Source organism: Sphingorhabdus sp. (assembly GCF_050921905.1).
GTDB lineage: Bacteria > Pseudomonadota > Alphaproteobacteria > Sphingomonadales > Sphingomonadaceae > Sphingorhabdus_B.
The window spans coordinates 2,025,532-2,044,499 of sequence record NZ_CP050888.1 but is presented as its reverse complement, the minus strand read 5'-3'; the positions used below and the strand labels follow the sequence as shown (position 1 = coordinate 2,044,499).

Below are 18,968 nucleotides of genomic sequence, written 5' to 3'. Positions count from 1 at the left end.
TGCTTGCCCTTGCGTCAGCAGCGCGTTAGGGCTTAAAAATTGATGATAAATGGTCAGGGCCAAGAATGAACGATAGCGACGTCCAAATCACCCCGCAGGAAGCGCTTGATTTCCATGCGCAGGGACGCCCCGGCAAAATCGAAATCGTGGCGACCAAGCCCATGGCGACTCAACGTGACCTGAGCCTTGCTTACTCGCCCGGCGTCGCTGTGCCGGTGCAGGCCATTTATGATGATCCTGCCACAGCTTATGATTACACCGCCAAAGGCAATCTGGTCGCGGTCATCTCGAATGGCACCGCTATTCTTGGCATGGGCAATTTGGGGGCCTTGGCATCAAAGCCAGTGATGGAAGGCAAGGCAGTCTTGTTCAAACGATTCGCCGACGTCGACTCCATCGACATCGAAGTGAATACCGAAGATGCGCAACGCTTCATCGACGCGGTTGAATTGTTGGAACCGACCTTTGGCGGCATCAATTTGGAAGATATTGCCGCACCCGATTGCTTCATCATTGAACAAACATTGAAAGAGCGGATGAACATCCCTGTATTTCATGACGATCAACATGGCACGGCGATCATCGCCGCCGCCGGGTTGATCAACGCGTGCGCGCTCACCGGAAAGGCGCTGCAAGACATTAAGGTCGTTTGCAACGGCGCTGGCGCTGCGGCAATTGCCTGCACTGAGCTGATCAAGGGCATGGGCGTGCCGCACAATAATGTCATCATGTGCGACCGGAAAGGCGTCATCTATCAAGGCCGGACCGAAGGCATGGATCAGTGGAAATCCGCGCACGCCGCAAAGACCAGCACGCGCACGCTCGCAGAAGCGACTGTTGGCGCGGATGTGTTTCTGGGGCTTTCGGCGGCAAATGCCTTGAGCGCCGATATGGTCAAAACCATGGCAGATCAGCCGATCATTTTCGCGATGGCGAACCCCGATCCCGAAATCTCTCCGCCCGTGGCGCGGGCCGCGCGACCGGATGCGATTATTGCGACGGGTCGTTCAGATTTCCCCAATCAGGTCAACAATGTCCTGTGCTTCCCGTTCCTGTTTCGCGGTGCGTTGGATGTGCGGGCGACCACCATCAATGAGCCAATGAAGATTGCCGCCGCACATGCGCTGGCGCAACTGGCGCGCGAAACTGTGCCCGAAGAGGTCGCGGCAGCTTATGGTGGCCTGATGCACAAATTTGGCCGGGATTATATCATTCCGTCGCCGTTCGACCCGCGTCTGATGGAAATTGTTGCCTCCGCTGTTGCCAAGGCCGCGATGGATTCGGGCGTCGCGCAAAAGCCTATCGCAGATATGCAGGCCTATCGCGCCAGCCTGCGCGCGCGGCAGAACCCGACGACATCGGCGCTCACCCAAGTTTATGAGGCGGCGCGCGCGAAACCCAAGCGCGTGATTTTTGCCGAAGCCGAAGAAGATGTCGTCGTGCGCGCTGCGGTCCAGTTCAAACAGGACGGCTATGGCATACCAGTTCTGATTGGCCGTGATTCCCGCGTCACGGAGAAGCTGATTGAGCTGGGTGCTAACCCCGATGATTATGAAATCCACAACAGCGCCACAAGTCCACTCGTCGATAAAATGGTCGACCGGCTATATAACCGCTTGCAACGACGCGGTTATCTGCGCCGCGATATTCAGCGGATGGTCAACCGTGACCGGAATATCTTTGGCGCGCTGCTGCTGCAAATGGATCAGGCCGATGCAATGATCACCGGCGTCACCCGCACCTTTGCCCAGACGCTGCGCGAACTGCGCCGCGTGCTTGACCCAAAAAAGGATGCGGTCCCCTTTGGTATTCACGTCATGGTCGGCAAAACGCATACGGTGTTTATTGCCGATACCACCGTGAACGAGCGCCCAAGCGCCGAGGAACTTGCGCATATCGCAGAGAAGACCGCCGCCGTCGCCCGCCGCATGGGTCATGTGCCGCGCGTTGCGTTTCTGTCCTTTTCAACATTTGGTAATCCTGCGGGAACCTGGCTCAACAATATCCGCGAAGCGGTTGCCATATTGGACGCACGTCGGCCCGATTTCGAATATGAAGGCGACATGCCGCCCGATGTTGCGTTGAACCCGGAGCTGATGAAAAACTACCCGTTCTGTCGCCTGTCCGGCCCTGCGAATGTTCTGATCATGCCGGGGCTTCAGTCCGCGAACCTTTCGGCCAAGTTGCTGCGCGAATTGGGCGGGGATCAGGTCATTGGCCCCATGTTGCTCGGCATTGAGCGCCAAGTGCAAGTGGCGACCATGGCGTCAAGCACGAGTGATTTGGTAACGCTCGCGGTGCTGGCGGCTGCGGGGATTGCAGAGTAAATATTTGACGTCGGTTCAGGCGGCTTGCAACTTGCCGCTATTGGATGTTCGTGTCTTTGCGTTTTCGTGCGAACCAAAAAGCTTTGAATGTTCGCACGAAGACACAAAGACCTATCCAACACCGTCATGCTGGGGCCGATGGCGTGCGCAGCACAACTTGGTTCAGCATCCATCTCGCCTAACAAACCTAAAATCTCGACTGATAGATGGACCCTGAAACAAGTTCAGGGTGACGAAGATTTTACAAGGCGAGGTCATTCAGGAACATCAATTGGATGGTGACGCACCCTTACCGACATTACTTTCAGTTCGGACTATTCGGCGTCCCGCCTGGAGCGCCACCGGCGCCAACGGCACCGATATTGCCAAAAATTTCTTCAAAAAAGCTCGTGTTCCGGCCCAATGTCGGCGTTTTGTCGCCTATCGGGCTGATGTTCGAAATCAATTCCGTTCCCGTTTGGGAAATCGACGCGACATTGCCTGCGGGGTCAAAACGGACCTTTAGCACATATTGCTTGTCGGCCTTTGGCTGCGAAAACGCCAATTGCTTAGCCTCACGCGAATAATAATACCAGTCATTCTGGTCAAACTGGCCGACAAAGGTTGGGCGGCCAAGCGATGCCTGCACCGATTCCTTATTGTCGACACCCGGCTGAACCGAATTCAGCAAAGTCTGATCACCAATATACCCCTGATGCGAGCGCAGCCGCGTGCATCCAGTGGACAGTGTCAATGCGACAATCAATGTTGCAAGACCGGCAATTTGCGACGCGCGCATAGACTTCTCCGCTAATCCACTAAACTTGAGCCTTTGCCATTGCATCCTTAAGGCGCAATATCAATATGCAATCCCAGATGAACGCCCGATGAGTAAGGATAAAAAAGCCGTTATGACATTATTGAAACGACTATTCGGCAACGGGCAACCTGACCCCAAAATGAAGCTTGTCCCTTTGTATAACCAAATTGTTGCCAAGGCACGCGAGCCGCATTGGTATGTCGAAGGCCAGGTTTCCGATAGCCTTGATGGCAGGTTCGACATGGTGGCAACGATATTGTCTCTCGTGCTTCTGCGGCTTGAAGAAAGCAAGGCCCATGCCCTTGATATGGCACGGTTGACGGAGGTTTTTGTCGACGACATGGACGGTCAGCTGCGCGAAGTCGGCATTGGCGACATGATTGTCGGAAAGCATATCGGTCAGATTATGAGCGCCGTCGGCGGCAGGCTCGGCGCGCTGCGGAATGCTATGAACGATCACAGCGCCCTTGACGATGCCTTGGTCCGTAACCTCTATCGCAGCGTTGCGCCATCGCCAGAGGCGCTTGCGCATACCCGTCAGGGCTTGCTTGATGTCGAACGGGCACTTGGCGCAATATTGCCGGATAAGTTGGTGGAGGGCGGCGCCCAATGGTAACCGCGAATGAGTTCAGCCATGTCGTCAAGCTTTCTGAAGTGGGCAGCCATAGCCGCAATATCCAACTGTCGGCGGATGAGGCTGCGCGCGCCGGCCTGATGGCGCGTTTTGATCTGGCTGCCCTGGATTGCCTAAAGGCGGAGATTTCGCTGGCGCATGATTCCAAAGGCGTGGTGGCAACTGGCCGTTTCGCCGCTGACCTCGCGCAATACTGCATTGCATCGCATGACCCTGTGCCCGCCCAAATGGATGAGGCTGTGCATATCCGTTTTATCGCCGAACCCGTTATAAGCGGTGAAGTTGAGCTGGAATTGGAAGCCGACGATTGCGACACAATGTTCCACGATGGCCAGACTATTGATCTGGGCGAGGCGGTGGCCCAGTCGCTTGGCCTGGCGCTTAACCCCTATCCGCGCAGTCCAGAGGCGGAGAAAATGCTCAAGGCCGCTGGCGTAAAGAGCGAGGAAGATGGGGCCCCGACTGGCGCATTGGCTGGCCTGAAGGACCTATTGGCAAAAAAATGACATGTTGCAGCCATGTTTGACGTGGCACTGCGCCGTTTCGTCGACCCTGCACTTATCCGCATGGCGGGTTGGATCGCGGACACGCGCATTTCGGCAAATATGATGACGATCAGCGGCGCAGGGCTTGCGCTAGGCGCTGCTTTTTTTGTCACCCAGTCAAATTTCGCCGCGGCCCTGGGCTTTATCCTGCTCAACCGGATTTTCGACGGACTCGATGGCGCCATTGCCCGCATCAACGGGCCGACAGAGTTCGGCGGCTATCTCGACACCATTTGCGATTATGTTTTCTATCTCTCAATCCCTATCGCGTTCGGGTTGATGAACTCCGTCAACCAAATGCCCGCTTTGCTGCTGATCGCCAGCTTCACTCTGACCGCGGTCAGCTTTCTGGCCTTTGCCGCCATTATCGCGCGCCAGACATCCGATGATGGCGCGCATGGGCCAAAGGCGTTTATCTATTCAACTGGGTTGATGGAGGGCGGCGAGACGATCGCTTTTTTCGTGCTATTTTGCCTGTTCCCAGGCTTTTTCCCGACGCTGGCGATTGTGTTCGCTGCATTGTGCCTACTGACGGTCGCCCAGCGCTTCATCCTCGCGGCAAAAAGCTTCGACTAGACCTAACCGCGCTGCCAGCGGAACCAGCGTTCTGCCCATTTCAACACGCCCTCAGGCTTGCGCGCGAGGCCAAATTGCCCCGCCGCATATTTATTCGCTTCCGCCCAAGTGGGGTAAGGGTGAATGGTCTGGAGGATACTGCGCAAGCCCATATTATGCTTCATGGCAAAGGTGACCTCAGCGAGAATTTCGCCTGCGTTCTGACCAATGATCGTCGCGCCCAATATCCGGTCGCTGCCTTTTGCCGTCAGGATTTTCACAAAACCATGCGCCTCGCTTTCGGCAATGGCGCGGTCAAGGTCGTCCAGATCGTACCGCGTGAGATCAAAGGAAAGGCCCTGCGCTTCGGCTTCGGCTTGCGTCAGGCCTACGGTCGCCAACTCAGGCTCAGTATAGGTCACGCGCGGCAGGACGCGATAATCGGTGCGGTATTTTTTGAAGGGACGCGCAAGCGCATTCACGCTGGCATACCATGCCTCATGACTACCGCCATGGGTAAGCTGCTGACGACCCGCCACATCACCGGCGCATAAAATATGCGGCAAGTTGGTGCGCAGAAATGCGTCATTGTCCAGCCGTCCATCGACAATCAGCCCAAGCTCTTCCAAACCAAAGCCCGCGACGCGGGGCTTGCGTCCAACCGCAATGATGATGTCATCATACGCAATTTCGACCTCACCATCCGGCCCCGCCACATAGAGCGCCTTGCTTGCTGCAAACCGAACTGCGCGATGGTTATTAAGGACCGACACGCCCTCGGCTTCAAGACGCGCCGTGACCAATGCTGCGGCGTCTGCATCTTCCTTCATCAGCAAACGTTCAGCCATCTCGATTATGGTAACATTCGATCCAAGCCGCTGAAATGCCTGCGCCAGTTCACAGCCAATCGGCCCGCCACCTAAGATAACGAGCCTGGTCGGCGCGTCGGACCGCGTGGCCATGGCGTCCCACAAAGTTTCGCTGGTCAGATATCCGCTATCCTCGACACCGGGTAGCGGCGGAATAAGCGGCGCTGCGCCTGTGGCAATAATGAACGACTTCGCCGTCAGCCGCCGTGCGCCGTCAATCTCAACGGTCCATGGGTCGATGAAGCGCGCATAACCCTTCACACAGTCGACCCCAAGGCCCGTAAAGCGTTCAACGCTATCATGGGGTTCAATGGCAGTGATAACGTCCCGCACGCGACGCATGACGGCGGGAAAGTCAATGGCGGGTGCGCCAACGTCAATGCCAAAGCGCGCGGCATCGGCAATCTGGTGGGCAACCTTCGCGCTTTTGATCAGCGCTTTCGACGGCACGCATCCGGTGTTCAGGCAATCCCCGCCCATCGCATGCGCTTCGATCAACGTCACCTTGGCCTGCACCATGGCCGCGATATAGGCCGACACGAGGCCTGCGGAACCCGCGCCAATGACGATAAGATTGCAGTCGAACCTTTTGGGTTTTTGCCAGCGTTCAGCCACGGCTGCGCTTAACCAAGGCGACAATAGCCTTTGCCGCCCAAGGAAAGAGCGCGAGCGCGACAAAGGACGCGATCAGCGTTGGCGACAATAGGCCAGAGGTGCTTTCGATACGGCTAATCTGCGTGCCCGCATTTACGAACACAATTGTCGCGGGCAGCATGCCCAATTGGCTGACCCAGAAAAATGTCCGTGTTTTTATCCGCGTCAGGCCCATTAAAAGATTGATCACGAAAAACGGAAACACGGGGATCAGGCGCAGCGTGAAGAGATAGAAAGCGCCATCCTTTTCCAAGCCTTCATCAACCGCACGCAGACGTTCGCCAAATTTGCCCTGCACCCAATCGCGCAGCACGAAACGCGCGCTTAAAAACGCCAAAGTCGCACCCAGGGTGGAGGCAAAGGAAACAATGATTGTGCCAACGAGCACACCGAACAAAGCGCCCGCAACAAGGCTCATAATCGCCGCGCCGGGAATCGAAAGCCCCGTCACCGCGACATATAGGATAAAAAATCCCGCTATATAAAGGATAGGATTGGAGTCCTTCGCCGCGACGATTTCTGATTGGCTGGCCTTAAAGTTTTCGAGGCTCAGAATCTGGCCAAGATCGAAAACGAAATAAGCGACAATCGCGCCAAGCAGAACAAGGACCAAAATCGCCTTTTTAATCATGGCCCCTGCTATATGCCCCCTCATGTGCGATCAAAAAGGTACGTCGTCGTCAAGGTCATTGTCAAAGTCGCCGCCACCAAAGCCGCCCGAGCTTCCGCTACCGCCGCTGCTTCCGCCGCCGCCTGCACCCCAATTGTTGCCGCCGGACGCGCCGCCAGACGATGCGCCACCGCCGCTCCAGCCTTCGCCGCTGCCTGAACCGCCCTTGGCACCATCGAGCATCACCAGCTTGCCATCAAAACCGGCAACCGAAACTTCGGTGGTGTAACGGTCATTGCCAGAGGCATCCTGCCATTTACGCGTGCGCAATTGGCCCTCAATATACACCTTACTGCCCTTTTTCAAAAAACGTTCGGCCACGCCGACCAGGCCATCCGAATTGAGCACGACGCTGTGCCATTCGGTCCGTTCTTTTTTCTCTCCCGTGGTGCGGTCTTTCCAATCTTCCGACGTTGCGATGCGCAAATTGCAGATGCGTCCGCCGTTCTGGAATGATTTGACTTCAGGATCCGCGCCCAAATTGCCAACGATGATGACTTTATTGACGCTTCCCGCCATGTTCCCGTCCTTTGAATAAAATTTTCTGTTGCGCCGCTATAAGCCGAAGGAACGCGCTGTCCAATATGTAATCCCAGCAGCCGCATATGCCAGCGCAAAAAGATAGCTGACCATGAAGATGGGCCATTTCCAGCCATTGGTTTCACGCCGTGTCACCGCAATGGTTGAGATGCATTGCGGCGCAAATACGAACCAGGCGAGGAAGGCCAAGGCCGTCGCCAGCGACCAATCCGCCGCAAGCTTTGGCCCAAGGCTAGTCGTGGCGGCGTCTTCATCCGCTGCGTCAATGGCATAGACTGTTGCCAGCGCCGATACCGCAACTTCGCGCGCGGCCATCGCCGGAATGAGCGCCAGCGCAATATCATGGTTGAACCCTATGGGGCGAACAATCGGTTCAAGCCCGTCGGCTATGCGGCCTGCGACCGAATATTCAACCTGCGAGACGCTACTGCCCTCGGGTGCCTTGGGAAAGCTTAACAGCGCCCATAAGATAATTGTGGCGGCAAAAATAATCGTGCCCGCTCTGCGCAAAAACACCCATGCGCGTTGCCACAGATTGAGCGCAATGTCGCCGGGGCGTGGCCATTGATAGCGTGGCATTTCGATAAGGAAACCGCTCGTCCGGCTTTGCGTCACAAAGTGCTGGATGACCGCTGCTGCCAGCATGGCGCCTAATATACCTGCGATATACAGGCCGAAAAGGACAAGGCCCTGAAGCCCGATGCCGGGGGCAACGCTGGACGCCGGAATAAACGCGCCAATGATGACAGTATAGACCGGCAGACGCGCCGAGCAGGTCATCAGCGGCGCAATCAGGATCGTCGCCAATCGCTCCTTTTGATCCATGATCGTCCGCGTCGCCATGATGCCCGGAATCGCGCAAGCGAAGGACGACAATAAGGGGATGAAACTGTGCCCCGACAGGCCGACTGCCGCCATCAGGCGGTCCATCACAAAGGCCGCGCGGGTCATATAGCCCGATGCCTCGAGCAACAAGATGAAGAGGAACAGGATCAGAATTTGCGGCAAAAACACGATCACGGAACCGACGCCGGCGATGACGCCATCTGTTAGAAACGAGCGCAGCAATCCGTCGGGTAGGACATTTTTGATGCCATCGCTGAGCAAAGCAAAGCCGCTTTCAATCCAACCAATCGGCGCTTCGGACCAACCGTATACCGCCTGAAACATCAGGAACAATAGCGCCAGCAATATGACGACGCCGCCGACCGGATGCAGCAGAACGGCGTCCAGCCTGCGTGTCCATTGGCGGCCAGCGGTTTCGCTGATGATGGCCGAACGGGCAATGTCGCGCGCGCGCTGATTCTGAGCGCCAAAGGATGCGGCAACGGGTTCCGTCACCGGGCGCAAATTTCTGAGCGTTTGGTCCAGCGCAGTCATCAATGGTTCGAGCCCGCGACGGCGAACCGCAACGGTTTCAATCACCGGCACACCAAGCGCGCGGGCCAGTATTTGCACATCCAGTCGAAGGCCATCGCGCTCTGCCAGATCAATCATATTAAGCGCAACAACCGTCGGTAGGCCTTGTGCAATCAATTCAAGCGCAAAGCGCAAATGATTGTCGAGATTGCCCGCGTCGAGCACGATCAGCAATGCGTCAGGGCGGCGGTGCCCCGCAAGATTGCCCAAGACAACATCGCGCGTGACGGCTTCATCGAGGCTGTCGGGGTCCAAGCTATACGCGCCGGGCAAGTCGATCATTTCAACCGGACGCCCATCGGCAAAGGCAGCGCGACCAGATTTACGCTCCACCGTCACGCCGGGATAATTGGCAATTTTCTGCCGCGCGCCGGTCAATGCATTGAACAGCGCACTTTTGCCGGCATTGGGGTTACCGACCAATGCGACCAGGGGCGGCATTTGCGTCATGCGGGCAAGTCGCAATCAATAGCGGCGGCGACATTGCTGCGCAAAGCCACCGTCATGCGGCCAACGCGGACCGCCAATGGGTCACGCCACATCAATATGCCCTTATGCAACGCCTCAATCGTCACCCCTGGCTCAAAACCCAGCGAGCGCAAACGATGCCCCTCGTGAGCGGGCAAGGATTCCCAATCAATCGCCCGAATGACGGCGATTTGGTTCAACGGAAGATGGTCAAGTTGCACGAACACTATTTGCAACCGATTCGCAATAACATCAATAGGGATTTATATTAACGTGCGGGGTAGCGCAGCCGACCGATGAAACGTGACAGGCTTGGCGCATATTCCTTGCGCTGTTTCGCCTGATATTTCACCTTTTCAATCTGCATCACATTGTCGATCCGACGGTCCAGAAATGCCCGGGTGTCAGCGAAATTTTCGCTGTCATCATTGACGAAAACGCTCAAAGTGCTTCCATAGACCGCCGACAGCGTCATGCGCTTGGTATAATGGTTGAGGTCCGTGGCGGTATCGCCGGCCAGCCGCCACATGCGATCCGCCGAACGCCAGCCCATTTTCGCGGCCCTCAGGAGATTTTGCGGCATCGCCATGATGGCAAGCGCACGGCGCAATGATTCCCGGTCCGGGGCCATAATCTCCAGCCGGGTCGCGACCAATGCCGTAATCCGGTCTCGGATCTTCATCGTGTTCAGCGTTTCCAGTGGCAGGCGGTGGGCAAGTTCCAGATCAACGCCTTCAACCCATGCGTCGATCATCTCGATGCCCTCGCCCTTGAACGCCAGCATTGCAACGTCGCGGTCAACGCCCATCTCATCAGCGGCGGCATGGACGGCGGCGACCGACCATCCGTCAAAGCCGGCATGGCGGCCGATGACAGGGGCAAGGGCGACGCGAATTTCATCAATCGTCGGGTCAGTAGGAAGGGCGTTTTCGGACATATATGATATGTAGGCGTTCGCCGCGTTCAAGAAAAGGTCTATTGCTTACGCACGACAACCAACGCGATCATAATGAGCGCGCTGCCCGTAAAATCCATCGCCGTCAGCGTTTCGCCAAAGGCCAGCCAGCCAGCGGAGGCCGATAAAGCGGGTTGCAACAGCAGGGCAAGGCCGATCACCAGTGGGCTGAAATGCGGCAAGGCATATGTGAGGCAACCCTGGCCGAAAAATTGCGAGGTGAAGGCGAGCAGGAGAACTGGCCACCATGCCGTCGGGATGATCTGTTCGCCTGCAAAGACAGCAGCGGCCAACAGGACGACCGCCGCAATGGCACTCGCCATGCCAAGCGCGCCCCAGCTTTCGGTGTTTTGCCGCATCTTCATCATCAGCACCAAATAGACGGTATAGGTAAGCCCGGCACCAAGCGACAAAAGGTCGCCGGAGAAGTGGCGCGGGGATAGCTCAAGGCTTTGCCCCATCAACAAAGCCGCGCCGACAAGTGCGAACAGAACGGCCATGCTTTCCCAGTTCGACGGCATTTTGCGGGCTATGATGACGCCATAAATTACCAGCAACAGGCTGGCGCAATTGGCGAAAAGCGTTGCATTGGCCATTTTTGTCTGAAAAATACCAATATGCCACAAGATGATATCGACGCCGAAAAACAGGCCCGCAACAAGCGCAAGCCAATAGGTCGGACGGCTGACCGCCGAGAGGCGAAAACCAAAACGATAGCCCACGAACAGCAAAAAGGGCGTGGCCAGCGCCAGCCGCCAGAATCCGGTCGCTATCGGACCGCTATCAGCATAGCGCACAAGCAGTGGGCCAAAGGCAATCGCAACATTGCCCGCAAGCAATGCGGCAAAGGCAAGCAGACTCGGCGATTGCTGATGGAAAATCTTCTGCTGCATAAACCCCCGTTGCAATTTGCAACTTTCATCCGCATCTAGTGTCAGGACCCTAAGCGGCAAAGAAACGCCTTAATGACAGGAAATCGCATGACTGCAACTTTGTTCGACCCGATTACACTTGGTGCCATCTCCGCGCCTAATCGCATATTGATGGCCCCGTTGACGCGCGGGCGGAGCGAGGGCGAACATGTGCCCCTGTCCGACCTGAAGGCAGAATATTACAGCCAGCGCAGCACCGCAGGCCTGATCATCGCGGAAGCGACCGGCATTAGCCAAGAAGGCCTTGGCTGGCCATCGGCGCCCGGAATCTGGTCCGACGCGCAAATCAAGGCTTGGAAACCCGTGACTCAGGCTGTGCATGACGCAGGCGGACGGATTATCCTGCAGTTATGGCACATGGGCCGTCTTGTGCACCCAGATTTCTTGGGCGGCGCGCCATGCGTTTCGGCTTCGGCCACCACTGCACCCGGTTATGCACACACGGCAGAGGGTAAGAAAGATTATACCGAAGCCCGCGCGCTCGATATTTCTGAAATTCCGCGCATTGTGGCGGATTATGTCCACGCCGCGAAAAACGCGATGGCCGCAGGTTTTGACGGCGTGCAGATTCACGCGGCAAATGGCTATCTGATTGACCAGTTCCTGCGCGACAAGACCAATTTGCGCACCGACGATTATGGCGGCGCGATCGAAAACCGCATCCGCTTGCTGCGCGAAGTGACGCAAGCTGTGGTGGACGCCGTAGGCGCGGATCGGACATCGGTGCGCCTGTCCCCCAATGGCGAAACGCAAGGCGCGGACGACAGTAACCCTGTTGCATTGTTCACCGCTGCCGCCGCCGCGTTGCAAGATATCGGCATCGCCTTCCTCGAACTGCGCGAAATCAAACCTTATGGCAATTTCGGACAAACCGAAGTGCCGCGCGTGTCGCCTGATATCCGTAAAATATTCAAAGGGCCGCTGGTGCTTAACCAAGAATATACCAAGGAATTGGCGGATGCTGATCTTGCCTCGGGCCTTGCAGACGCGATCAGCTTTGGCCGTCCTTATATCAGCAACCCGGACCTTGTGGAACGGTTGCGCATTGGTGCGGCATTAACGCCGGACAATTTCAAGACCTGGTATTCGCCCGATGCGGAAGGATATACAGATTATCCCTTCCTGGCACAGGCGAACGCATAACGCGCATGATACAGGCGGGGCTTGGCCACTATGCGATAGCTATCCCCGCCTTGCTGCTTGTGCTGCTCGCAAGCGCCGAAGCGATCTGGCCGCGTCGCGCGTTGGTGTTGGGCCGAAACCCAAGATGGCGGACACATGCATTATTCTTTGTCAGCAACGCCGTTATCGGCCGACTGCTGTCCTTTTTGGTCGTGGTCGGTATGGCCGCAAATTGGTCCGATACGCACAAGTTTGGCGTGCTGAATTTGGTCGCCTTGCCCTTTTGGGTTGAGGCCGCCATTGCCTTTATCGTCCTTGATTTGGCGGTCTGGTTGCAGCATTTTTTTATGCATCGCACGCCGTTGCTATGGCGCATGCATGCGGTCCACCACAGCGACCGTGATCTGGACGTTACCACGGCGTTGCGGTTTCACCCGTTTGAACTGATAGTGTCGACATTCTATAAATCCGCCATCGTCGCTTTGCTTGGCGTGCCCCTGCTGGTCGCATTGGCATTTGAAATATGGCTCAATGCCAACGCGCTGTTCAACCACAGCAATATCCGCGTGCCGCGCAAGCTTGACCGCATATTGCGGCTGCTTTTGGTGACACCTGACATGCATCTGGTGCACCACAGCACTTTGGTCGATGAACAGAGACATAATTTCGGTTTCGCGCTGACGCTTTGGGATCGCGCGTTCGGCACCTATCGCGCAGAGTCGATATTAGGTGCCGAAAACCAGAAAATAGGTCTGGCGATGATTGACGATGGCCGCGCTTCAGGCTTCATTTGGAGCATGAAGCAACCCTTAACGTAGCGGAATTCAAGGCCGCCTTGACCAGTGCGATTTTCCGGAGCACTTTTAATGCAGGGAGAGAATAAAATGGCCAGAATACGCAAGATCATATTGGGCAGTGTTGCCGTCGTTGCGATGGGTGCTGGGCTTAGTTTCGGGTGGCAGCAATATCGCGAGAAAAGCATCATAAATGATTCGCGCGTGGCACAGATGTCATCGGACGCTGAAGTCACATCTGGTCCCGCCAATACCTTGCTGTGGGGCGATACCCATCTCCATACCGCCAATTCCATCGATGCCTTTGGCTTTGGCGTAAAGCTTGGACCGGAAGAGGCGCTACGTTTTGCACGGGGAGAAGAGGTTACGTCGACTGGCGGGATGAAGGCCAAGTTGGAGCGTCCGCTTGATTTTCTTGTGATCGCTGACCACTCGGGCGGACTTGGCGCAACCAAGGCTCTCTACGATGCGCCCGGATTTCTTGTTCGCGACCCTACGCTAAAGCGTTGGCACACCGAAATGCATAAGGGGCCTGAGGGCATGCAGCGCGTGACCGGCGAGCTTATCGACCGTGCGGGCCGCAACACGCTTCCCGCTGCGCTGACCAATCCCGAAAAACAGCGCAAGACGGCAACCAACATCTGGACAAGTCACAGCACGCTTGTCGAACGCTATAATGAGCCCGGAAAGTTCACCGCCTTCATGGGTTTTGAATATACTTTGATGCCCGGCGGCAATAATTTACACCGCGTCGTCATGTTCCGTGACGGCAAAAGCCGCACCGACAGGGTCCTGCCTTACGACCCCGGCCAAGGCGACACGCCGGTCAGCCAATTGTGGGACTATATGGACAATTATGAGAAGGTCACTGGCGGCAAGGTGCTGGCGATCCCGCATAACAGCAACCTGTCCAATGGCCTGATGTTCGAATTGGTTGGCCCGGATGGTGGCCCCATGACCGCAGCATATGCACGGCGGCGCGCCGCGCGCGAGCCAGTGACCGAAATCACGCAAATCAAGGGCGATAGTGAATCGCACCCGTTTTTGTCGCCGAACGACGAATTCTCGGGTTTCGGCACCGCGGGCTGGGACCTTGGCAATTTGACCATGCAGGCCGCGAAAAAACCGCAGGATTATGCGGGCGAATATATTCGTGAGGCGTTGAAGCGTGGCCTAGCGATCGAGGCGCGTACCGGCGTGAACCCCTATAAATTCGGCGTTATCAGTTCAACCGACAGCCACACTGCGTTGGCCACTGGCGACGAAGATAATTTTTTTGGCAAGCATTCGGGTGGCGAGCCCAACGCCAACCGTGCTTCGCAGGCCCAAAATCTTGGCACCCGGAAAGGACGTATTGGTTGGCACTATCTGGCGGGCGGCTATGCCGCCGTGTGGGCCACGGGCAATACACGCGCAGCGATATTTGACGCCATGATGCGGCGCGAGGTGTACGCCACAACTGGCCCACGCATGACATTGCGTTTCTTTGGCGGTTGGGATTTCAATGAAAAGGATTTTGCACGCGACTGGGTAAGGGCCGGATATGCAAAGGGTGTGCCCATGGGCGCAGACCTACAGCCCGGAAACGGCGCGCCAAAGTTTATGATTTCGGCGTTGAAAGACCCGGCAGGGGCAAATCTCGATCGCGTTCAAGTCGTCAAAGGCTGGGTAGATTCTTCCGGCGCATTGCAGGAAAAGATTTTTGACGTTGTTTGGGGCGATGCTGACAAAAGGCGCAAGGGCGCCAATGGCAAACTCCCTATAGTCGGCGACACCGTAAACATCGCGAAGGCGAGCTATAGCAACAGCATTGGTGATCCGGAATTGCGGACGGTGTGGACCGATCCGGAATTTAACCGCAATATCCGTGCATTTTATTATGTCCGGGTGCTGGAAATTCCGACCCCGCGCTGGGTGTTGTTTGATGCCTTGCGCTATGGCGCCAAATTGCTGCCGGGGACGGAGTTAAAGGCGCAGGAGCGGGCGTATTCGTCACCCATCTGGTATAACCCCAAAAAAGCCATTTAGGGTCAGGCGCTATTCGAATTCAAACCCGGATAGCGCGGAGTCAGGGTCAGATATCCCCATCAAGCGGCGCATGGCTAGCCGCGCGAGCCGCTGCGTTTCGGTTTTACGGCGCGCCGGGGCGAGCGGCACCAATGCGGCTGGCCGCGCGATTTCGGCATCATAGGCGTCGGCGATGATCAAACCGGCGCGTTCGGGCATGAACGCAACGTTTCGCAACGGGCTGATGTCAAACCCAGCCGGGACTGCCCAAAAAAAGCGGTCGCAATATTCCAGATATTCCGGCCATTTCTGATCACCCAAAAGGTCAGCGCGCGAACATTTGATTTCGACGATGATAATCTCGCTTTTGTTGCTGAGGCCCATGAGATCCGCGCGGCGATTGTTGCGCAGGCTGACCTCAGGTTGCACCACAATATGGTTGCGCAAGAACAACCGCGAAACACCGCGCGCTACCGCTGGCGCGCCGGAAATCGATGAAGGTGTAAGGGCCTGAGTCATGATCCGCGTTTAGAACGAAATAGGAACAAAATAAAGGCCCTTTGCGGGGCCCTTATCGTTCATTCCACGCGCACCGATCAGCGGTAGAAGATATGATTGTCTACGCTGCCAATCCGCGTCAGACGCCATCCTGGCGAAACATGGCGGGCATGGAAGAACAATGCACCTTCAACCGGGCTTTTCCATTTATTGTCCAGCGCAATGTTGCTGATCGCGACAGCGTTGCGCCAATGCATGCTGTCTGTCCGGATCGGCGGCAAGCTTGCCCCGCGAACGAAGGAAAACTGACCTTTTTGGAAGACAACCCCGCATAATGTGTTGGCAAATCGACCCGAATTGGCGCGGGCCAACACGACACGGGCGACAGCCAATTGGCCGGCAAGCGATTCGCCCTTGGCTTCGAAATAGACCGCGCTGGCAAGGCATCGCTCTTCCTTGCTTAAGCTGTCATCGACATCTTGTGTGCGCACAAGGTCGGTGAGCGAGGATATGGTTGCCGCATCTGCGTCAACATTATTGGGGTTTGGGAGCGATTTGGGCATAATGCCGTTGCTTGGAACATATATAATGTCGCCATTGTCAGCGAGCGTCGCCTTCACTTTACCGCTTTTCACGAGATCCAACTGCGCCTGTTCAGCGGCGATCTGCGTAGGGTCAATGATGATGGTGTTGGCGCTTAACTGTGTGCTTTGGTCATTACCAAAAGCAAATCCTGCATCCGCAGTAATGACTGCGGAAATCAGGGTAAAAGATACGGCTACCAAAGAGGCAGCCCGAAAAAATTTCAACATGAAACATACATTAAAGCGGCGGCACCAGCAGACGAAACTCTATTAGTTTATCATACTTCGTCTTTTGTTGCATCCGACTCGCGTGTTTATCAGGCCACCCCATTTGTGCCCTAAACGACAACCTTCGCTACTCGATGGCTGCGCATCTATGGCGCAGCACAGCAAAGTCAAATAAACATGGACAGAAGTCGGTCCAACCGTGCACCGGACGCGACATCCAGTTCAAAAACCCACAAATCCGGATCGCGCGCGCATCGTTTTTGCCAATAATCCTGCACCGCGACACCGCTAGATTCCTTCAAATCTATCGTCTGCCAAGCGGATTGGCCGTCTAATGCGGAATAACGCTCGTATAATTTGGGGTCTGCGCCACGAACCTGCCCGATAAGCAATATGGCACCGGACACCGCATCCCCCTTTTTCAGAACGGTTGCGAAGTCACCTTCGGCTTCTACTATGCGCTGGATTGCGGAGATAAGAACACCGCTGGCAAGCCGTGGTTCAATCAAGCGGCGTCACGCTCTTCAGAGAAGGTCAAAACCGCAAACATCGCCGAAGAATCTGCGGCACCACGCAACTGCGCGCGGAATTTCTCGTCACGAAATAGGCGTGAAACCTCTGCCAATGCGCGCAAATGCGATGCACCATCCTGCGCCGGTGAAACAAGCGCGCAGACCAGATCAACAGGCTCGTCGTCGACAGCATCATAAGGCACCGGCTTCAAAAGCCGGACAAACACGGCCACGGGCATGTCGATACCCAAGACCTTGCAATGCGGAATCGCTGTTCCACCGCCAAAACCCGTTGGTCCAAGTCGCTCGCGCTCAATCATGCCGTCCAGCACGGCATGGGCGTCGACAAAATAATTGTCAGCCGCGATAACCGATAGCTGCGCCAGCAGATCGGATTTCCCCGAGCACAGCATGTCAGCAACAACGGCGCCCTCAACGAGCCTAGTAGAAAGTCGAATCATATTTTGTTCAAAAGCGCCCGGTGCGGCCAGCGGCGCAACCCTTAAATGTTTGAAATGATATAGAATATTAATTCACGTGAGCCGAGGTCTAAGGTGCAGGTTTTGGTTCAACCCACCCGATCGTGCCATCTTCGCGGCGGTAAACCATATTATGCAGCCCAGTTCCAGTGTTTTTGAATAACAAGGCGGGTGTATTGCGTAAATCCATTAACATAACCGCATCGGAAACCGTCGATTCAGGAATATCTACGCGCATTTCGGCAACAATTACTGGTGCGTCAGGCAATGGCATTTCATCCTCACCATCACCTGCATCAAACACTGTATATGCGGCTTCTTCTTGCGCTATCGCATAAGCGGTTTGTACATGGCGATCCTGCAGTCGGCGCATGTAGCGGCGCAATTGTTTTTCAATGCGTTCGGCAGCGCGGTCAAAGGCAACATGTGCATCCTGCGCTTCGCCGCGGCCTTTGAGCACGAGGCCCTGCATCACATGCATGACAATATCGCTGGTGAAGCCGTCATGCGGCGCACGGCCAAAGGTTGCATGGGATGACAAGGCCTTGGTGAAATATTTTCCGGAAATAGACCCGAGCCGTCTTTCCACATGGGTCTGAAGCGCTGCACCGGTGTCGACCTGATGTCCTGAAACCCTGATGTCCAATGCCTGTCTCCTTTTTGTTAAAGCGCTGACCCCGACTGGAGCCAAAGCGCATCCTTAATCTTTGCAACAAATTCGGCATGGCGCGCCAATTCCTCACTTGAGGCAGAATGCGCGCGCGCTGGCCGAAATGTTTTCGTTGTCTGAACGCTGTTAACGTCCATTTGGCCCATCATTTTATCAGCTTTATTATTATCATCAGCCAGGCCAAGGCCAATCTGTCGGCCGCCGGTCAGTTCAATATACAACTGCGCCAGCAATTCCGCATCCAACAACGCGCCATGCTTTACGCGGTGGCTACGGTCGATGCCATAGCGGGTGCACAAAGCGTCCAAAGACAGCTTTGCTCCGGGGTTTTTGACTCGCGCCAGCGCCACTGTGTCAACCATACGGTCCATAGACACCGGCGGACGACCGCAATGCTGTAATTCGTGATTGAGAAAGCCAAAGTCAAAGCTGGCATTATGCGCAACGAGCGGGCTGTCGCCCAAAAATGCAAGCAGCTCATCCGCCTTTTCGCCAAAAGCCGACTTGTCAGACAGAAAGCGGTCCGAAAGGCCGTGCACTTGTTCAGCGGCGGCCGGCATCGGGCGCTGCGGGTTGAAATAGGCATGATAATGCTTGCCCGTCATGACCCGGCTGACCATTTCAATGCAGCCAATTTCGACCATCCGATCCCCGTTTGCAGGATCAAAGCCAGTCGTTTCCGTATCGAATATAATTTCACGCATTCT

Annotated in this window: 21 protein-coding genes; 7 read left to right on the top strand and 14 right to left on the bottom strand. The window is 56.0% G+C overall.

Annotated features, from left to right (window positions below):
- The first annotated feature begins 65 nt into the window (after window positions 1–65).
- Window positions 66–2,327 carry an NADP-dependent malic enzyme gene (locus tag HEQ18_RS09935; RefSeq protein WP_432814593.1) on the top strand — a complete coding sequence of 754 codons (2,262 nt, stop codon included), beginning with the start codon at window positions 66–68 and terminating at the stop codon, window positions 2,325–2,327.
- 304 nt (window positions 2,328–2,631) lie between these two features.
- Here HEQ18_RS09935 and HEQ18_RS09930 read toward each other — a convergent pair whose 3' ends face one another.
- Entirely contained in the window at window positions 2,632–3,105 is a 474-nt protein-coding gene (locus HEQ18_RS09930; RefSeq protein WP_432814592.1) for an outer membrane protein assembly factor BamE, read from the bottom strand.
- 88 nt (window positions 3,106–3,193) lie between these two features.
- On the opposite strand from HEQ18_RS09930, the gene HEQ18_RS09925 reads away from it, so the two are divergent.
- Genes HEQ18_RS09925 through HEQ18_RS09915 form a run of 3 tightly spaced genes read left to right on the top strand, consistent with a single transcriptional unit; the run spans window position 3,194 to window position 4,881 of the window.
- Window positions 3,194–3,742, top strand: a complete 549-nt coding sequence (locus HEQ18_RS09925; protein WP_432814591.1) for a ubiquinol-cytochrome C chaperone family protein — start codon at window positions 3,194–3,196, stop codon at window positions 3,740–3,742.
- Window positions 3,736–4,266, top strand: coding sequence for a YceD family protein (locus HEQ18_RS09920; RefSeq protein WP_432814590.1), 531 nt, complete (start codon window positions 3,736–3,738; stop codon window positions 4,264–4,266). Before HEQ18_RS09925 ends, HEQ18_RS09920 begins: the two co-directional genes overlap by 7 nt.
- Window positions 4,267–4,278: 12 nt before the next feature.
- A complete protein-coding gene (locus HEQ18_RS09915; RefSeq protein WP_296197057.1) occupies window positions 4,279–4,881 on the top strand; it encodes a CDP-alcohol phosphatidyltransferase family protein in 603 nt (200 codons plus the stop codon).
- 2 nt (window positions 4,882–4,883) lie between these two features.
- Here HEQ18_RS09915 and HEQ18_RS09910 read toward each other — a convergent pair whose 3' ends face one another.
- The 7 genes from HEQ18_RS09910 to HEQ18_RS09880 are packed head-to-tail and all read right to left on the bottom strand — an operon-like array spanning window position 4,884 to window position 11,328.
- Window positions 4,884–6,344: a dihydrolipoyl dehydrogenase family protein gene (locus HEQ18_RS09910; protein ID WP_432814589.1), complete on the bottom strand. Its 1,461-nt coding sequence runs from the start codon at window positions 6,342–6,344 to the stop codon at window positions 4,884–4,886.
- Entirely contained in the window at window positions 6,337–7,014 is a 678-nt protein-coding gene (locus tag HEQ18_RS09905) for a TVP38/TMEM64 family protein (RefSeq protein ID WP_432814588.1), read from the bottom strand. Before HEQ18_RS09905 ends, HEQ18_RS09910 begins: the two co-directional genes overlap by 8 nt.
- Window positions 7,015–7,044: 30 nt before the next feature.
- Window positions 7,045–7,572 carry a single-stranded DNA-binding protein gene (gene ssb, locus HEQ18_RS09900; RefSeq protein WP_296197050.1) on the bottom strand — a complete coding sequence of 176 codons (528 nt, stop codon included), beginning with the start codon at window positions 7,570–7,572 and terminating at the stop codon, window positions 7,045–7,047.
- Between the two features lie 36 nt (window positions 7,573–7,608).
- Window positions 7,609–9,462 carry a ferrous iron transporter B gene (gene feoB, locus HEQ18_RS09895; RefSeq protein ID WP_432814587.1) on the bottom strand — a complete coding sequence of 618 codons (1,854 nt, stop codon included), beginning with the start codon at window positions 9,460–9,462 and terminating at the stop codon, window positions 7,609–7,611.
- Window positions 9,459–9,707, bottom strand: coding sequence for a FeoA family protein (locus tag HEQ18_RS09890; protein WP_432815987.1), 249 nt, complete (start codon window positions 9,705–9,707; stop codon window positions 9,459–9,461). Before HEQ18_RS09890 ends, feoB begins: the two co-directional genes overlap by 4 nt.
- Before the next feature lie 41 nt (window positions 9,708–9,748).
- Window positions 9,749–10,417, bottom strand: coding sequence for a COQ9 family protein (locus tag HEQ18_RS09885; protein ID WP_397605626.1), 669 nt, complete (start codon window positions 10,415–10,417; stop codon window positions 9,749–9,751).
- Between the two features lie 38 nt (window positions 10,418–10,455).
- Complete coding sequence (locus HEQ18_RS09880) at window positions 10,456–11,328, bottom strand: DMT family transporter (protein WP_432814586.1); 873 nt, start codon at window positions 11,326–11,328, stop codon at window positions 10,456–10,458.
- Window positions 11,329–11,415: 87 nt separating this feature from the next.
- Here HEQ18_RS09880 and HEQ18_RS09875 point away from each other — a divergent pair, with 87 nt between their 5' ends.
- The 3 genes from HEQ18_RS09875 to HEQ18_RS09865 all read left to right on the top strand — a co-directional run bounded on the left by HEQ18_RS09875 (window position 11,416) and on the right by HEQ18_RS09865 (window position 15,311).
- Window positions 11,416–12,510, top strand: coding sequence for an alkene reductase (locus tag HEQ18_RS09875; RefSeq protein ID WP_432814585.1), 1,095 nt, complete (start codon window positions 11,416–11,418; stop codon window positions 12,508–12,510).
- Window positions 12,511–12,515: 5 nt separating this feature from the next.
- Window positions 12,516–13,307 (top strand): sterol desaturase family protein, encoded by a 792-nt coding sequence (locus tag HEQ18_RS09870; protein ID WP_432814584.1) that lies wholly within the window; start codon window positions 12,516–12,518, stop codon window positions 13,305–13,307.
- 66 nt (window positions 13,308–13,373) lie between these two features.
- Window positions 13,374–15,311 (top strand): DUF3604 domain-containing protein, encoded by a 1,938-nt coding sequence (locus HEQ18_RS09865; RefSeq protein ID WP_432814583.1) that lies wholly within the window; start codon window positions 13,374–13,376, stop codon window positions 15,309–15,311.
- Window positions 15,312–15,320: 9 nt separating this feature from the next.
- Here the strand turns inward: HEQ18_RS09865 and HEQ18_RS09860 are convergent, their stop codons facing one another.
- From HEQ18_RS09860 to dnaQ, 6 genes are all read right to left on the bottom strand, one after another.
- The gene (locus HEQ18_RS09860) at window positions 15,321–15,809 is read right to left on the bottom strand and encodes an MmcB family DNA repair protein (RefSeq protein ID WP_397605621.1); all 489 of its coding nucleotides are present in this window, start codon (window positions 15,807–15,809) and stop codon (window positions 15,321–15,323) included.
- Window positions 15,810–15,886: 77 nt separating this feature from the next.
- The gene (locus HEQ18_RS09855; RefSeq protein ID WP_432814582.1) at window positions 15,887–16,600 is read right to left on the bottom strand and encodes a cell wall hydrolase; all 714 of its coding nucleotides are present in this window, start codon (window positions 16,598–16,600) and stop codon (window positions 15,887–15,889) included.
- A gap of 167 nt (window positions 16,601–16,767) precedes the next feature.
- Complete coding sequence (locus tag HEQ18_RS09850; protein WP_432814581.1) at window positions 16,768–17,109, bottom strand: DUF1491 family protein; 342 nt, start codon at window positions 17,107–17,109, stop codon at window positions 16,768–16,770.
- Window positions 17,106–17,573: a PTS sugar transporter subunit IIA gene (locus tag HEQ18_RS09845; RefSeq protein WP_397605618.1), complete on the bottom strand. Its 468-nt coding sequence runs from the start codon at window positions 17,571–17,573 to the stop codon at window positions 17,106–17,108. The genes HEQ18_RS09850 and HEQ18_RS09845 overlap by 4 nt, the downstream gene beginning before the upstream one ends.
- An 88-nt stretch (window positions 17,574–17,661) precedes the next feature.
- Window positions 17,662–18,237 carry a ribosome hibernation-promoting factor, HPF/YfiA family gene (gene hpf / locus HEQ18_RS09840; RefSeq protein ID WP_432814580.1) on the bottom strand — a complete coding sequence of 192 codons (576 nt, stop codon included), beginning with the start codon at window positions 18,235–18,237 and terminating at the stop codon, window positions 17,662–17,664.
- A gap of 17 nt (window positions 18,238–18,254) precedes the next feature.
- The gene (dnaQ, locus tag HEQ18_RS09835) at window positions 18,255–18,965 is read right to left on the bottom strand and encodes a DNA polymerase III subunit epsilon (protein WP_397605616.1); all 711 of its coding nucleotides are present in this window, start codon (window positions 18,963–18,965) and stop codon (window positions 18,255–18,257) included.
- Window positions 18,966–18,968 lie beyond the last annotated feature (3 nt).

Coding starts and splice junctions, on each gene's coding strand:
- HEQ18_RS09935 (WP_432814593.1), top strand. CDS start 66: ATGAACGATAGCGACGTCCAAATCACCCCGCAGGAAGCGCTTGATTTC.
- HEQ18_RS09930 (WP_432814592.1), bottom strand. CDS start 3,105: ATGCGCGCGTCGCAAATTGCCGGTCTTGCAACATTGATTGTCGCATTG.
- HEQ18_RS09925 (WP_432814591.1), top strand. CDS start 3,194: ATGAGTAAGGATAAAAAAGCCGTTATGACATTATTGAAACGACTATTC.
- HEQ18_RS09920 (WP_432814590.1), top strand. CDS start 3,736: ATGGTAACCGCGAATGAGTTCAGCCATGTCGTCAAGCTTTCTGAAGTG.
- HEQ18_RS09915 (WP_296197057.1), top strand. CDS start 4,279: ATGTTTGACGTGGCACTGCGCCGTTTCGTCGACCCTGCACTTATCCGC.
- HEQ18_RS09905 (WP_432814588.1), bottom strand. CDS start 7,014: ATGATTAAAAAGGCGATTTTGGTCCTTGTTCTGCTTGGCGCGATTGTC.
- ssb (WP_296197050.1), bottom strand. CDS start 7,572: ATGGCGGGAAGCGTCAATAAAGTCATCATCGTTGGCAATTTGGGCGCG.
- feoB (WP_432814587.1), bottom strand. CDS start 9,462: ATGACGCAAATGCCGCCCCTGGTCGCATTGGTCGGTAACCCCAATGCC.
- HEQ18_RS09885 (WP_397605626.1), bottom strand. CDS start 10,417: ATGTCCGAAAACGCCCTTCCTACTGACCCGACGATTGATGAAATTCGC.
- HEQ18_RS09880 (WP_432814586.1), bottom strand. CDS start 11,328: ATGCAGCAGAAGATTTTCCATCAGCAATCGCCGAGTCTGCTTGCCTTT.
- HEQ18_RS09875 (WP_432814585.1), top strand. CDS start 11,416: ATGACTGCAACTTTGTTCGACCCGATTACACTTGGTGCCATCTCCGCG.
- HEQ18_RS09870 (WP_432814584.1), top strand. CDS start 12,516: ATGATACAGGCGGGGCTTGGCCACTATGCGATAGCTATCCCCGCCTTG.
- HEQ18_RS09865 (WP_432814583.1), top strand. CDS start 13,374: ATGGCCAGAATACGCAAGATCATATTGGGCAGTGTTGCCGTCGTTGCG.
- HEQ18_RS09860 (WP_397605621.1), bottom strand. CDS start 15,809: ATGACTCAGGCCCTTACACCTTCATCGATTTCCGGCGCGCCAGCGGTA.
- HEQ18_RS09855 (WP_432814582.1), bottom strand. CDS start 16,600: ATGTTGAAATTTTTTCGGGCTGCCTCTTTGGTAGCCGTATCTTTTACC.
- HEQ18_RS09845 (WP_397605618.1), bottom strand. CDS start 17,573: ATGATTCGACTTTCTACTAGGCTCGTTGAGGGCGCCGTTGTTGCTGAC.
- dnaQ (WP_397605616.1), bottom strand. CDS start 18,965: ATGCGTGAAATTATATTCGATACGGAAACGACTGGCTTTGATCCTGCA.